The organism is Flavobacterium magnesitis, assembly GCF_041729735.1.
GTDB classification, from domain to species: Bacteria; Bacteroidota; Bacteroidia; order Flavobacteriales; family Flavobacteriaceae; genus Flavobacterium; species Flavobacterium magnesitis.
Genome location: NZ_JBCFQK010000007.1, coordinates 70584 through 85544 on the forward strand (window position 1 = coordinate 70584; position 14961 = coordinate 85544).

At 31.6% G+C, this 14961-nt stretch carries 17 protein-coding genes; 2 read left to right on the top strand and 15 right to left on the bottom strand.

Annotated elements, in window-relative coordinates; translation table 11 throughout:
- Window positions 1-2: 2 nt before the first annotated feature.
- The 14 genes from AAGV33_RS06845 to AAGV33_RS06910 all read right to left on the bottom strand — a co-directional run bounded on the left by AAGV33_RS06845 (window position 3) and on the right by AAGV33_RS06910 (window position 12332).
- On the bottom strand, window positions 3-305 hold the full coding sequence (locus AAGV33_RS06845) for a type II toxin-antitoxin system RelE/ParE family toxin (protein WP_373391217.1): 303 nt from the start codon (window positions 303-305) through the stop codon (window positions 3-5).
- A complete protein-coding gene (locus AAGV33_RS06850) occupies window positions 295-531 on the bottom strand; it encodes a hypothetical protein (RefSeq protein WP_373391218.1) in 237 nt (78 codons plus the stop codon). Before AAGV33_RS06850 ends, AAGV33_RS06845 begins: the two co-directional genes overlap by 11 nt.
- A gap of 535 nt (window positions 532-1066) precedes the next feature.
- A complete protein-coding gene (locus AAGV33_RS06855; protein ID WP_373391219.1) occupies window positions 1067-1984 on the bottom strand; it encodes a hypothetical protein in 918 nt (305 codons plus the stop codon).
- 59 nt (window positions 1985-2043) lie between these two features.
- Complete coding sequence (locus AAGV33_RS06860; RefSeq protein WP_373391220.1) at window positions 2044-2568, bottom strand: hypothetical protein; 525 nt, start codon at window positions 2566-2568, stop codon at window positions 2044-2046.
- Between the two features lie 140 nt (window positions 2569-2708).
- Complete coding sequence (locus AAGV33_RS06865; RefSeq protein WP_373391221.1) at window positions 2709-3845, bottom strand: SIR2 family protein; 1137 nt, start codon at window positions 3843-3845, stop codon at window positions 2709-2711.
- Window positions 3846-4127: 282 nt separating this feature from the next.
- Window positions 4128-4781, bottom strand: coding sequence for a hypothetical protein (locus AAGV33_RS06870; RefSeq protein WP_373391222.1), 654 nt, complete (start codon window positions 4779-4781; stop codon window positions 4128-4130).
- A 9-nt stretch (window positions 4782-4790) separates the two neighbouring features.
- Window positions 4791-5465, bottom strand: a complete 675-nt coding sequence (locus AAGV33_RS06875) for a TIGR02117 family protein (RefSeq protein WP_373391223.1) — start codon at window positions 5463-5465, stop codon at window positions 4791-4793.
- Window positions 5466-5681: 216 nt separating this feature from the next.
- Window positions 5682-7643, bottom strand: coding sequence for a KUP/HAK/KT family potassium transporter (locus AAGV33_RS06880; RefSeq protein WP_373391224.1), 1962 nt, complete (start codon window positions 7641-7643; stop codon window positions 5682-5684).
- A gap of 120 nt (window positions 7644-7763) precedes the next feature.
- Complete coding sequence (locus AAGV33_RS06885; RefSeq protein WP_373391225.1) at window positions 7764-9068, bottom strand: hypothetical protein; 1305 nt, start codon at window positions 9066-9068, stop codon at window positions 7764-7766.
- Between the two features lie 178 nt (window positions 9069-9246).
- Window positions 9247-9603, bottom strand: a complete 357-nt coding sequence (locus AAGV33_RS06890) for a sensor of ECF-type sigma factor (protein ID WP_373391226.1) — start codon at window positions 9601-9603, stop codon at window positions 9247-9249.
- A gap of 117 nt (window positions 9604-9720) precedes the next feature.
- Window positions 9721-10137 (bottom strand): hypothetical protein, encoded by a 417-nt coding sequence (locus AAGV33_RS06895; RefSeq protein WP_373391227.1) that lies wholly within the window; start codon window positions 10135-10137, stop codon window positions 9721-9723.
- Window positions 10138-10170: 33 nt separating this feature from the next.
- A complete protein-coding gene (locus AAGV33_RS06900) occupies window positions 10171-10713 on the bottom strand; it encodes an RNA polymerase sigma factor (RefSeq protein WP_373391228.1) in 543 nt (180 codons plus the stop codon).
- Between the two features lie 55 nt (window positions 10714-10768).
- Window positions 10769-11941 carry an SRPBCC family protein gene (locus AAGV33_RS06905; protein ID WP_373391229.1) on the bottom strand — a complete coding sequence of 391 codons (1173 nt, stop codon included), beginning with the start codon at window positions 11939-11941 and terminating at the stop codon, window positions 10769-10771.
- A 202-nt stretch (window positions 11942-12143) separates the two neighbouring features.
- Complete coding sequence (locus AAGV33_RS06910; RefSeq protein WP_373391231.1) at window positions 12144-12332, bottom strand: hypothetical protein; 189 nt, start codon at window positions 12330-12332, stop codon at window positions 12144-12146.
- A gap of 80 nt (window positions 12333-12412) precedes the next feature.
- On the opposite strand from AAGV33_RS06910, the gene AAGV33_RS06915 reads away from it, so the two are divergent.
- Window positions 12413-12802: a pyrophosphohydrolase domain-containing protein gene (locus tag AAGV33_RS06915; RefSeq protein ID WP_373391232.1), complete on the top strand. Its 390-nt coding sequence runs from the start codon at window positions 12413-12415 to the stop codon at window positions 12800-12802.
- Window positions 12803-12877: 75 nt separating this feature from the next.
- Here the strand turns inward: AAGV33_RS06915 and AAGV33_RS06920 are convergent, their stop codons facing one another.
- Window positions 12878-13945, bottom strand: a complete 1068-nt coding sequence (locus tag AAGV33_RS06920; protein WP_373391233.1) for a branched-chain amino acid aminotransferase — start codon at window positions 13943-13945, stop codon at window positions 12878-12880.
- A 298-nt stretch (window positions 13946-14243) separates the two neighbouring features.
- Here AAGV33_RS06920 and mnmC2 point away from each other — a divergent pair, with 298 nt between their 5' ends.
- Window positions 14244-14903 (top strand): tRNA (5-methylaminomethyl-2-thiouridine)(34)-methyltransferase MnmC2, encoded by a 660-nt coding sequence (mnmC2, locus tag AAGV33_RS06925; RefSeq protein WP_373391234.1) that lies wholly within the window; start codon window positions 14244-14246, stop codon window positions 14901-14903.
- Window positions 14904-14961 lie beyond the last annotated feature (58 nt).

The following is a 14961-nucleotide window of genomic DNA, read 5'->3' on the forward strand; positions in this document are numbered from 1 at the left end:
ATTTATCTATTGAACGGATATTTATCAGGATTTTGTGAGGTATGAAAAATGGCGTTTAAAAACACGGTTTTACTAGGTTCGTCAACAATAAAAAATGCAATGTAAGGAAACTTAGTAAAAGGTAAAAAATGATAATTAGTATCGTGAATCTGATAAAAAGGATTGATTTGTAGTGCTTTGTAGGTTGTTTTGTAATCTTTCAAAAAATCTAATGCTACTTTTTTAGAGGCTTTATAAATGTAATATTCAACAGCATCTTCAATATTTTTAGAAGCGATAGGAGAAACGATAACCTTATAATTCATACTTCTTTTTTAAATCAGAATAAAGCGTTTCAGCTTCTGTATAAGTTGATTTATCAGAATTGATTTGATTATCTAATATTTGTTGTTGCTCTTTAGTTAAGGTGTATGTTTTAGAAATTGTAGTAGGCTCTATTAGTGTATCAACATAAGCAATAACACGTTCTAAAACACTTTGAGGAGCATTTTTAAGCTTGTTGGTAAGTAAATTGAAAGTTATAGAGTCCATTTCTTTAATTATTAAGAGTCTGATTTTAAGCAAAGTTAAAAAAAATATGTCAACTATTTTACAAATGTAAAATTTGATTTGGCTGTTAAGTATTCAATTTCACAAATTGTACTCCAGAAGAAAAATGTATTTGAGTAAATAATAACTCAAATTCTGATATAAAAATAGGCTGTCCCACAAAGACAGCCTATTTTTTTGTTTTAAATTTTTCGAGCAGACATTCAATCTATTCAAGAAACTAAGTTCCTGCTGTTCGCTATATCTTGTGTCGGCATAAAGCCTGCCTCCACAAGGATGCCGCTACCGTCAGGGCCAGCTAGCACGATTATTTTTCATAATGTAAACCCAGTCAATTTTGTAATTTCGAGGAACGAAGCAATCTCATTCAGCAACTCGGTAAAATTACAAATCCGTGTTACAAGGAATGTTTTAGTGTGATTGCGTAGCTATCGCTCGCAATGACTTAAACCGCCTGGTATGTTATTGCTTCATTCCGATAACTATCGGAACGAAGTGTTTTTTAAAATCTTCTCTATTACAACCCTAAATTAGGCAATACAAAAGATTTAGTATTAGGATGTAACCTTATCCATAAGCCTGGATTGGTGTTTAATTGCAGTATTGCTTCTTCTTTATTGGAACTCAGCTGGGTGTTCAGCACCTTGGCGTAGGTTTTAATTTTAGCAGGAGCCGAATCGGCATCTACTACTGACTGCACAATCTTTTTAGCTTGTAATATCGCAGCTGGGCCTAGAGTGAGAATATACTCAGCAGATCGACATTCTTTTTCATCACTTTCATTCACAAGGCTTCCACCAGCTTTAAATTTGCTAATGTGGTGCTCTAAAATAGTACTGGATATTGGGATAATCCCTGCAATATGATGACTTTGTGCTCCAGAAAAAGGTTTAATATAAGCCAGGTGTGATGCTTGATTTTCTTCCGGGCCATGACCAATAAAAAAGATATCCAAACCACCTAATGCTTCCAATTTTGTCAAATATGCTATAAGTGCCGACTCTATATCTTTGGTGTCTGTTCGCATTGGTGTAAAGCTTTTTATTTTTTTGAAAAAAGCATTACCTAAAATTCGTTCAAAATCCCTGACAAAACTAAAACTATTGTCCATGCTCAAAGGAGCAAGAGCATCCTGAGTAAAAACATTGAGTCTGGCAAGCAGTTCGTCCTGTTCTGATGACTTAGCCAATTCTCCCAGCAAGCGATGCAATTCCTGAGCACCTCTACCGCCAAGAAGCGCAATATTAATATCACCTTCTTTTGATTTTGCAGTGCTGTAAAGTTCATTTAGCATGGCCTGACCTACTTCGGCCTCAGTACTAAGAACAGTAGGGCTAATGCCATAATCAGTAAAATTAAATTCTTGTTCGCCGTTTTGAGACAACCAGATGTTATTGTTGTCTTCGTATCTCGTAAATTTTGAGTTGATTATCATTGTGTTATTATTTATTCTAATTTTTTATTTTCAAGTGCTTTTTTAATTTCATTGGGCTGTTATGTAGTGTTTTTTATCTGAATCCTATTTGTTACACTATCATAAGTCATTATTAAATGTCTGTCCCAATTTAGGAATTCATCGCATGTAAATTCAAGTTTTGATTTGTCCCAATTTTTAAACTCAATCATATCCATTTGTATTGGACTTTCAATTGAAATTTTCTGTTTTATGTTTGTTGTAATTTTTTCAAAGTTGTAATAGTCGGCGAGAATAAAATCTCCATTTGGTGCTACTGTCAAATTTTGATATTGAGGTTTGTTTTCCAAATCTGTCAAGTTTCCTGTTTCTCTGTCAAGCTGATATAAATAGTCGGAAGTCAAAATTAAAACAATGTTTTTAGGTGTCGATATAGCAACTTGTTTAGGGAAACCACGAAATTGTCCACACCACTCAGAATAATCTTCTTCGACAAACTTTATAAAAGTCCAACTCTGAGAATTCCATGCGCTTTCGTTGTCGTAAATTCTTTCGCTGTATTCTCCAGAATATGGTTGGCTTATTATTTCTGCTTTTATTATCATTAGTAGTGTAGGTTCTTAAAATGCTCCTGCTAGACGCTTGCACTAGCAGGGGAGTAAATATAGAAAATTAGGTTCTATTAATAGTAACCACACGAAAGGATTCGTGCGACAGCCTGGGCTTAGCGTGTGTTATGCGAAGTCTAGTGTAAATCATCAAAACTGTCTATATCATTAATTTTTTTGGCACTAAATGGATAATTTTGAGTTCGTCTTTGATTAGTAACGTTCATAGCTTTTTGTTTTTCAAGCTCGGAATTTATGTGTTCATCTCGAAATGAATAACCAGAAATTAATAAATGCTCCGCTTGAGAAATATCATTTTTAAAATGATTGAATAGAGACGAATACATTATGTCATTTTTTATTATTTCAGGTTTATTTTTTCCGGTTATAAATTTCGGAATTATGTCTGAATTTATTTCTTGAATGGTTTTTCCTGTCTTAAAATCCACTCGTCTAGCATAATGTTTAGCTCGATATCCTCTTGTCGAAAAATAGTTGTATCTGCCTGTTAGTTGAGAATTTTCAGTTTCTTCGAATCTGTAGTAATCCAAACTACCATGTAGTTTGAAAATTTTTATTTTTGAATCAGAAAAATCATCGTTAAAAGCAGGCAAAGGATTGTCCTCGTAAAAAATAGGCGATTCTTTCTCGCTAAACCCTCTTGAATATTTAATGCCAAAATAATCGAGAATTCCTTCTAACAACAAATCGTGATTTAATGTAAAAATTGATACTTCGTCAAATTGTTGGATATAGTCAACGAAAGATTTGTAAAATTTTAGAATTACATCCTCTGGAATTTTTAGAAATAATAAATCTGCAACTAAGTAATTTATAATTTCAATTATGATTGAATGGTGAGAGTTTCGGTAATACTCTAAATATTCTAATCCTTCAGATGTGTTCATATGAGGATGATCTCCAAGATACTTATTGAATGCTTGTTCGTTTATATTCTTGTACCATTCTTTCTTTGGTGAATTTGTTAATACATATTGAAAAAAATCTTCATAATCTGTAAAATCTCCATTTTCAAGTTTGTATTGATTAACAACTTCATTGAACACATAAGAGTAAATGTTAGCATCCGCTTGTATCGTTCCATTATGAATTGTTGTTTCGTCCTTATCATCTTTCCACAACCATTCGCTTGACGACATGCGAAGCAGCTTTTGTGTTTGATTTCTATTAAACCTTTCGTTTACGGCTTGAGCTAACGGAAAGCCTGCGTTTGCAGAAAAACCGGCTCCTAAAATAATCGTGAGTTTTGCCATTTTTTTTCTTCAAATTTAGTGAAAGGCTGAATTAGATTTTGCATAACTCGTTTATATCCGAAACAAACCTTCGTATATACACCCAAAATAGGGTAGATTAACAAAGTTTCATTCCTTTTTATTCTTTTTTTCAAATATAGAAATTTAACCTTACAAATCATTATTTTAATTTTTTTGCTTATTGGAGCTGTTTTTACGCTAAGTCCAGTAAAATAAGGCGTCCGAAGCAAAAAGAATGCCCTGATACGTGCTTCGGATAGCCTTATAATCAGTAGCTTTTTTTTATTCTGTTATTAAATCTTCAGGATAATATCCATAGCGCATATATACTTTACCTTTCTTAATTTCATAATATGGTGCTCGATAAACATCTTCCAATTTTTGGTAAGATTGAATTTGAGGAACAGTAATTGGTTCTGCCATATCAACTTTATGCGGTTCTTTGTTGCTTTTTCTTTTGGATGTATCAAATTCCCAACAAACAGGTGATGCCCATTTTCCATTTTTCATTTTGTAAACTGGCTCATATTGGTATTTTTGATGAATCAGTTCATTGCAATATTTACCAACAAATAAAAGAACGTTTTCAAATTCATCATATCTTACCCTTGAAGCATGGTCGTATGATACAAAATCAATAATTTTAAAGTTTATATTTTTAGAGATTTTTTTTAAGATCTTATACTTCGATTTAAATTTAGAATCCATGCTTGTCTCTAAGATTTCAAAATTAGTTTGAGTTTTCGGATCCGTTTCAATAGTGTAACAATCAGGCTGTTTTACAGAACTGACATTTATTTTTTTTCCGATAAAAATAAAAATTTCCGGATTCTTTTCGTTGCAAGTAGTTTCGTCACATGGCTCATTTTTTTGAGAAAATTGAGAATATGCAATTTGTAAACTAAAAGACAGGAACAATATAAATATTATTTTCATTATTTGATTTTAGTTGTATTTCGAAAAAAATCCAGAATCAGTTGCTGTCCACAAACAGCATTTTTGACCACAGGCTTTTAGTGCGCTATTAGCCCAGGTATTACAGGTATAAAAAATGCTATAACTTCCGTTTGCTTCATAAAAAGCATCGGTTTTACCATAATTGGCATAGGTTATTATTGGGATAAAATTGCCAGAAGTATCTTTTTGAAAACTATCTGTGATATAAGTAATTAGGCGTTGGTATTGTTCTTTACTAATCAGTATTGATTTGCAGTCTTTGCCTAATTTCATTTGTTTGTAATAGGTAGCATGCATAGCAGATGTACTTAATCCTGATGCGGCTTTAAAAGCCACCGAAGCTTTTAGGTCAGACCATTCAGGCGTTTCCAGATAAAAACCTTTGTCTCCCCAACCCATAGCAATATAGTTGTAAGTGGAATCAGCAGCTTGGGTATTTTTAAATTGCACTTGTTTGCTCCAGTCGATCTGGTCACTTTTTGTAGGCATTACAATATCAGTATGGACGCCATTTGTCAGGATGTAAATTTCAACTTCTGGTTTTGTATTTGCTTCTTTTTCAATTGTTATGAGTGAAAGTAGATAGGCAATTATTACGTAAAGTAAAACCAGTCCCAGAAGGAATAAAACTAGTTTTAAAAGAATTGTAAGTGCGTTTTTCAAGTTTTATTTTTTGGTAATTATTCTACCAAATTTAATTAAATAAAGTTCTTGTCAAAACGATAACATAAAAAATTAGCAAGTAAAATCCTTTCAAATTTAAGTACGCAGTTTTGTTGTCTATAATTGGATGGTTTTTTAGCTTTAATTTATAGAAATAAAAAAAGCGACTGAGAGTAGAAATGCTATCTCAGTCGCTAATTTAATAGTTTTTATGTGTTATTTTAAACGTGTTAAATCAATGTTTTCGGGGGTGTGAAGTACCATTGGGAATTTTTCTATTTTTACTGAACTACTGTCTAAACCAAAGGCACTTTCTTCAGATAAACTTAGTTTTTTGATAAAGAAATAAGAATTCATAATGATGTTTTCATGCCATTTTAATTCGTTGTCATTGGATAAAAATTTCTCCGAAAGAACAAATTTAAAGTCGCCAATAATGTTATTTTTGTTCAATGATTCGTAACGGCTTCTAATATCAACTTCTCCGTTTTGAACCATATCTCTGATTACTTCTTTAAATAAAAGGTTGATTTTAGTAGGTTCTCTAAATCCTAAATTAAAATCTACACGATACAAATCGTCTTTCATAATTTCAGTTACCCGGTATTCGGTTTTGTAGGGTTCAGTTAAGATATTTACGTGCACAAACCAGTAAATATCAGCTCTTTTAGGTCTTTTTTGTAAAATAGAATACATTACTTTTTCTTCTATTTCATCAGCTCGTCCGGCATTGGTCATATAAACTAAGTGTGTTGCATATTTCGGAATGCTTAAATCGACACTCAATTCGCTCAATACTTTTTTATAATCGTCAATTTTTACAATTTTAGTATAGCTTTTGTTGATTTTTTTAGCTGAATTCCAAATCGTCATTACACTTATCAATACCAATGCTATAATTAAGGTTACATAACCACCATCGCTAAATTTAGTAATATTTGCGGCCAAGAAGCTGAATTCAATTAATAAGTAAATGGTAATTAAGGGCACCATGATATATAATTTTACTCTTTTCATGATCAAAAAGAAATTCAGTAAAATAGTGGTCATAATCATACAAAGAATGATGGCTAATCCATAAGCATGTTCCATGTTGCTTGATTCTTCAAAATGAAGAACGATTCCCACACAGCCAAAGAATAACAACCAGTTGATGGACGGGATGTACAGTTGTCCTTGTAATTCAGTAGGATATTTTATTTTTACTTTTGGCCAGAAATTCAATCTCATGGCTTCGTTTATTAACGTAAACGAACCACTAATTAAAGCTTGAGAAGCAATTACTGCCGCCATAGTTGCAATTACAATTCCAAAAGGCTGGAACCAGTCTGCCATAATTAAATAGAATGGATTTCCATTTTTTCCACCTAAACTTTGAAGTGTTTCTCCTTGATGATGAGTTAAATAGGCTCCTTGTCCAAAATAGTTTAGCACTAAGGTTGACTTGACAAAAATCCAACTGATTCTAATATTTTTTCTCCCACAATGTCCCATGTCTGAATACAAAGCTTCGGCTCCCGTTGTACATAAAAACACAAAACCTAAAACAAAGAAACCTTCAGGGTGAATAGTCAATAAATGATAAGCATAGTAAGGATTGAAGGCCTTAAATACAGCAGGATGCTGTACAATTTGGATAATACCTAAAATACCAAGCATACTGAACCAAATCAACATCATAGGAGCAAAGAATTTTCCAACGAGTTTTGTTCCAAATTGCTGAATAGTAAAAAGAATAAATAAAATTCCAATAACTATTGGTACTGTATTTATATCTGGGTAATAGGTTCTAATTCCTTCTACCGCAGAAGACACAGAAACGGGTGGTGTTATGATTCCATCGGCTAACAATGCGCTACCTCCAATAACGGCAGGGACTATAAGCCATTTAATTTTTGTTTTTTTGACTAAGGCATACAGTGCAAAAATTCCTCCTTCGCCATGGTTGTCAGCATTTAAAGTGATGATGACATATTTTATGGTGGTTTGAAGAGTTAAAGTCCAAAAAACTGCGGATATTCCTCCCAGAACTACATCGGCATCTATGGTGTGGGTTCCCAGTATGGCTTTCATTACATACAATGGCGATGTTCCAATATCACCGTATATAATTCCTAATGTAATCAATAAACCTCCTAACGTAAACTTGCTGTGTAGACTTCTATTTGATGCGCTCATGAATTTTTTTTGTAAACGCCTCAAATTTACTCATTTTTAAATAAAACAAAAGTTATTATTTTTAAAAAACAAAAAAACACGACCAATTGATCGTGTTTTTAATGATAGTATTTTATTTTGTTAAATTCTTCGGTTATTATTTCTAGAAGAGTTATTATTTTCCTGTCTGTTGCTATTGTTTTTAGGAGATTCAACGCGTTGTGTTGGAGTACTAGGTCTTGAAATAGCACCTCTGCTTGGGGTATTTTGTCTTGTACTTTGTGCTCTTTGCGTACTGCTTTCTTGTCTTGGTGTGTAGGTTCTGGCTGGCGCTTGTTGTGTTGCTTTTGGTCCTGAACTCTGCACATTGTTTGGATTAGATGCTCTACTAGTGGTTCTGGAAGAGGTGTTTTCTCTGGAACTATTAGTATTGCTTTTATTGTACTCTCTGCTTGTTGTTCTAGAAGGAGTTGAGTTCCCTCTTGAATTAGTAGCATTATTTTGATTGTAATTTCTAGAAGGAGTATTCGCTCTAGAATTATTCGATTTGTTTTCAGTGTATTCTCTAGAAGTTGTTCTTGGCGTAGTACTTACTCTTGAAGAAGTGTTTCTATTGGCTGAATAATCTCTTTGTGTTCCTCTTCTAGTGCTAGTAGTGCTGTATTGTCTTCCAGTTGAATTTCTATTTATACTGCTATATCTTGTCCCTCTTTTTTGATCTAATTCATAACGATTAGAATAATTGCTGTATCTTTTTGAGAAAGCATTGTTTGGATAGCGTCTTTCATAAGCATTAGTTCGTCTCGTGTTGTATATAGAAACGGCAAGGTTGCTTCTTCTATAATTTACATAATTGTATCTGTTATTGAAATTCAAACTTAAATGAATGTTATTTCTGTATCTGTATATTGGATATGGATTCCAAGCATAATAGTAAGATGGATAATAATTCCAATACCAGTTTGAAACATAAGGACGATAATTTGAAGCCCAGAAAGACGTATAAATTAATGGTGTAGAATAATATACAGGCTCATAAATGTAATTAGGTCCATACATATATTCGTTTCCAATAAATTGTACTTGTACACTATTATTGTTTCTTTCAATATCAATTGTTGCTACATCCTGATACACATCACGATCTAAAACCGATTGAATAACAACTACGTGAGTATTGTGTTCTACTGTTTCAATAACACGCAAATAATCTACTTCATTATCATTATTTAAATCTAAATTAGAAATTTGGATTTCAGGATCGTTCAGGCGTCTTTCAAAATCTTCTAAATTTTTAGAATCTCCAAAAATAGATGCAACAGCTCTTAAATCAAGATTATCACTAATCTCATTATTCATTGCATTTACTCTGGTGTTATTTTGAGCTTCAGTTTCTATAATAAAGAAAGAAACTATTATGCTTAAGAATATGATTTTATTTTTCATGGCGATTGTTTTTTATAATTCTAATTTGCAATATCCAATTACTGTGCCAATTATTTACAGTGTATTTCTGGTGTGCTTAAGAACGGATTTATAACGCATAAAATGAGTTTGTAGTACATCAAAAAAGCCATCTCTTTTTTATTGAGATGGCTTTTGAAATCTTTTTAGACCTAATTAATTATCTTTTTTTTCCTCGGTCTCCATATTGTTGGAGTAATTTTCTATAGAAATCGTCTTCCGCTTTTTTTAATTTTAAAATTTTAACGGCGGGTAAAATTGTTCTTAGGTTTTTACTTAATTTTTTTCGTAATAAAAATAATTCTTCATCAGCAGCTTCTGTTTTACTCAGTAAATTTGCTGCATCATTTTGGCTCATTTTATCTAATGCACCATCGTTCATTTTACTTTTAAACGCTTTCATTTTTTCATGTTTTATCTGAAATTGTTTATTGTCGTAAGCGTTATAAATAGGCCAGAATTTTTCTGCCTCTTGAGAACTAAGATTGAGCTCAGTAGTTAAAAAAGATACTTTCATGGCTTTAATTTGTTCTTTTTTACTTGATGCGTCTCCCTGAGCGTAAAAATTACAAGTAAAAAAGAATACTAGTAGTGGTAAAATCGTTCTAAAATTCATCTTCTTTTTTTTTAAATATTACTCTGTAATATAATTTTCTAAATTATTGTTGTTTACTAGAAGATCTTCAATGGTTTGATCTTCTAAGACTATGTTTGTGTTGATGCTATTAATGTCTTCTTCGTCCAATGCATTTATTAAATCATATTGGTTAAAATTAGATTGATAACTCAAATAATTTTCTAAAGTAGCCGAGTCTAATTGATTGGATTGACTGGTGTTGTTTATTAACGAAGGAATAACTAAAGCAAGAACAAAAATGGCAGCTACCATCATTATAATGGCTTTCTTTCTTTGAAATAATGAAATCGTTTTTGGCTCATTTTTAGGTAAATTGTCTAATAAATTAGCCGAAAAATTAGCAAAATAAAGATCATCTGGTGTTTTAAAACCAGGTTCAATTTTCGGGATATTATTTAATTTAAATTCTTTCATGATATCGATTAGACTGTATGAAATGCAAAAGGTTTAATTTGTTGTTAAAAGAGCTTCAATTTTTTTTACAGCATGATGATAAGATGCCTTCAAAGCTCCGACGGATGTTCCTAATATTTCGGAGATTTCTTCGTATTTTAATTCTTCAAAATATTTCATTTTAAAGACTAATTGCTGTTTTTCAGGAAGTGTTGCAATGGCTTTGTGTAATGCAATTTGAATTTCGTTTCCATCAAAATAAACATCAGCTTTAAGGTTATCAATGGCTTTGTTTTGCAAAGTTTCTGAAGAAATTCCGCTTTTCTTGGCTTTTTGATTTAAAAAAGTCAGTGCCTCATTAGTAGCTATTCGATACATCCAGGAAAACAGCTTGCTTTCTCCTTTAAAGTTTTTTAGATTTTGAAAAACTTTAATAAAGGTATTTTGCAAAACATCATCCGTATCATCATGATTCAAAACAATATTTCGAATATGGTTGTACAATGGTTTCTGATAGGTATACAACAACTGCTGAAAAGCATCATTTTGTGTTTTCGGATTTAATAACTGTTGTATGAATTCCTTTTCGTCCAGCAAAGTCTTTTGTTGAATTAGATGTAAAAGTAACGGGATGGTTTAATTAAAGAAAAAATTAAAACTCAAATTCGTCATCTATTGCTTTTGGTTTTGGCTCTTCGGTAGCTGCCTTTTTTACTGGTGCTGGTGCCGTTGGCGTTTGTGTTTTTGGTGTTGCAGTTGTTGGTGCTGCATTTGCTGCTGGATAATATGTTTTTTCCTGAGGAATTACTTTTGGCATAATAGGAACATATACTTCGGTAACCCACTTAGATGGATTTTTAACATCGTTTTTGCCTGTAGCGTATATTTCTAAGTGAGAAAAAACGGGATTTGGACTTAATTTATTTTGGTTTACATAATTATTTGTTTTGTTAAAAGCTGTTTTTAGGTGCGAATAATCTCCAGTTAAGGTAGTTTTAGCGCCTTCAAAAGCATCCAGTTTTCCTGCGACAATATCGCTTCCGGCACTTAGAAAAATAAGATCTCGAATTGCAATTCCAATGGTGATTTTTGTTAATCCGGCTGTCGTATCATAGGTATGATAAATAATGAAAGGTTTTCCATTTACAGCAATATTATTCTTTTCGCAAAAAGCAGTAAGTTTAGGAATTACAATTTTGAAGTTTTTATTTACTTTAGTCAATTCACAAGTGAAAGTTTGACCTATATAGTTCATTACAGGTTTTTGAACGATTCCATTATCTATGGTTGAGAATGTATTTATTTCAAAATCTAAAGCTTTATCTAAATTAGTTAAACTTTTTTCATAAATAGCGCCAATTACTCGATCTACACCACCGTTTAAAGCAGCATAAATTTTAAAGAAAAAGCTCATTTTTCCTTTGGATTTCCAGGTTACTTTGGTTCCGCCTATAGTGTCTTTGAAATGCCAAGAAATCATTGATGAAGTTCCTTCAAATTCCATGGTTTGAGCAATGCTATCGTTTTCTTTTACAGCAATAGTACGCATTTGACCGTTTCCATCTTCACCTTCCCAAGAATAGGAAGCACCTTTTCCAATGGTATTTTGAGGATAATTTATTTTTATTTCAGCATCTTCAGAAGTCCAGGAGCCAAAATCGCTCCAGTTTCTATAATCATTTACATAGTTATAAACTGATGCTTTAGGAGAATTAATAATCTTACTTCTTTCTACAAGGAAATCTCCTTTTTGAGTAGCTATGAAAATGGATAGGGCAACTAAGCTAAGTAGTAGTAAAAGGAAGATATATTTTAAAATTCTCATAATTTTTTGATTATTTTCTGATGTAAAGTTAGAAATTTTATCAATATGCAAGACTATGAGTGCAAAAATTATAAAAGATGTTGCTTTCTTGTAAAAACCAGGAAAGCTAGAGAATGTTTTTAAATTTTATTTATTATCGAATGAAAAAACTACCAATTAATAATTAGTTTTTAATTGATTGTTTATCTGAGTTTTATGTTTTTTAATGCTTCAGAAAAGTTTTTATAACAAACAATAATCCAATGAAAATAAAGAAACCAATTAATATTTTATAATTCCCTTTATAGAAAAGTTGATGTGTTTTAATGTCTTTTCGATAAGAAAAAATCATAATGATAACAAAAACGATTAAAAAACACAGCGAAAATATTAGTTGACCTTGACTAAACATAATTGAAAAAATTTATTGCAAAAATACGCAAATGTTTAAGATTAGTTGCTAATTTGCATTTCATTTAATCAATAATAATCATGCAAAAGCAAATTAATTCTGTTAAAGAATTTCATACAGCATTTGGTATAGGACATAGTGAAACTCCTATTGCCAATTTAGGAGAAACTAAAAACACACTTCGTTACCATTTAATGAAAGAGGAAAACGAAGAATATCTGGAAGCAGTTCAAAACAATGATTTAGTCGAAATTGCCGATGCGCTGGGAGATATGATGTACATTTTATGCGGAACCATAATCGAACATGGACTTCAGGATAAGATAGAAGCTGTTTTTGACGAAATTCAGAGAAGTAATATGAGTAAGTTAGGAGAAGATGGTCAGCCTATTTATCGTGAAGACGGTAAAGTAATGAAAGGACCTCATTATTTTAAACCTGATTTTTCTAAAATATTAGCTGAGATTTAATCAACTCATAATTTAAACAAAAAGGCGATTTTCAATTTTGAAAATCGCCTTTTTAGTTATCTTAAAATAAGAAAATTATATTTTCACTGTCCAACCAAATGGGTCTTCGGCTAATTTATGTTGGATGTTTGTTAATTTCTCTTTTAATTGTAATGCGATAGAATCTTCAGCTTTAGGCAATTCAAAATATTCTTCTTTGTATGCAAATCCTTTTATAGGACTTACAACAGCAGCTGTTCCTGCACCAAAAATTTCTTTCAAACTACCATCTTTTATTCCTGTAATTAATTCAGAAACAAGAACTGGACGTTCTTCAATGGCAATTCCTTCTCTTTTTGCCATATCAATAAGACTTTTTCTGGTAACACCATCTAAAATTCTTTCGCTAGTAGGAGCTGTTACTAAAGTATCATTGAATCTAAAAAACACATTCATTGTTCCTGCTTCTTCTAACTTAGTATGCGTTGCATCATCAGTCCAAATGATTTGTTGGAAACCTTCTTTATTAGCTAAACTAGTTGGATAAAATTGACCCGCATAGTTTCCAGCTGTTTTAGCAGCACCAATACCACCATTTGCAGCTCTACTGTAATGCTCAGCAATTAGAACCTTAACTTCTCCAGAATAGTATGCTTTTGCAGGAGAAAGAATAATCATGAATTTATATTCCTCAGATGGATTAGCTACAACTCCAAAACCTGTTGCAATCATAAAAGGACGAATATATAACGTATTTCCTAAACCTTTTTTAATCCAGGCTTCGTCTAATTTTAATAATTGGTTAAGTCCTTCCATAAATAAAGATTCTGGAATTTCTGGCATTGCCATTCTAACAGCGGAACTATTAAAACGTTTAATATTTTCATCAGGTCTGAAAAGCCAAATAGCATCATTATCATCTTTGTAGGCTTTCATTCCTTCAAAAATGGCTTGGCCATAATGAAAAACTCTCGATGATGGATCCATCATAAATGGAGCATAAGGTTTGATAGTAGGGTTTTGCCATTCTCCATTTTTAAAATCACATTCAAATAAATGATCAGTAAAGACAGAACCAAAATTTATGTTATCAAAATCTACTTCGTTAATTTTTGTATTAGGCGCTTTTATGATTTCAATTTTGTTGGCTTGAGTTGTACTCATAATAATGTGTTTTTTATTTTTTGAATGTATAAATGAAGCTTAAGAGTGAAATTTCACTTTATAATGAACTAAACTTTGATTTCTGCAAAATTAAATAAAAAAAGACAAAAAACTTGCCAAAACTTTAATAATTGTTACTAATGAATAGCATTTTCATATATTCAAAAAAAAACAAAAAAAAAGACAATCATTTCTATGAAATCTGCAATAAATGAAAGCTTTTTAAGGTTTTGTATACTGTTTTTTGAGTAATTTTGGTTACTGATGAATATGGATTCAATAAAATATTTTAAGAAAATTGAAAAGAGAAATTATACAAACCCAAGATGGCTCTACAACGATTCATTTGGAAGAATGGAATGAAAGTTATCATTCTAAACACGGAGCCATTCAGGAAGCCAAACATGTTTTTATAAAAAATGGACTTTCGTTATTTAAAAATAAATCTATTTCGATTCTTGAAATAGGATTTGGAACTGGATTGAATGCTTTTATTAGCTTTCTTGAAGCGCCATCATTTGAACAAAATATTTATTATGTAGGTGTGGAAGCCTATCCAGTCGCTCCTGAGGAAATTCTATCAATGAATTATGTTAACGAATTGAATGCTCAACTTCAATTGGAAATATTTGAGAAAATGCATAAATCCAATTGGAATGAAAAGGTAGCTTTGAGTGATTCTTTTTTGTTAACCAAAAGGCAACAATTTTTTCAAGATATTGATGATGTTAATCAATTTGATTTGATTTACTTTGATGCTTTTGGTTACAGAGTACAACCCGAATTGTGGAGTACCGAAATTTTTAAAAAAATGTACGACGCCCTAAAAGAGAACGGAGTTCTGGTAACCTATGCAGCGCGAGGAGTTGTAAAACGGAGCATGATAGAGGTCGGGTTTAGAGTCGAAAAACTCGAAGGACCTCCTGGAAAACGAGAAATGTTTAGAGCTTTTAAGTAAAAAAAAAGAAAAACGTTTTTTTTATATACTGAAAACAATAATAATTAAAAAATAACGT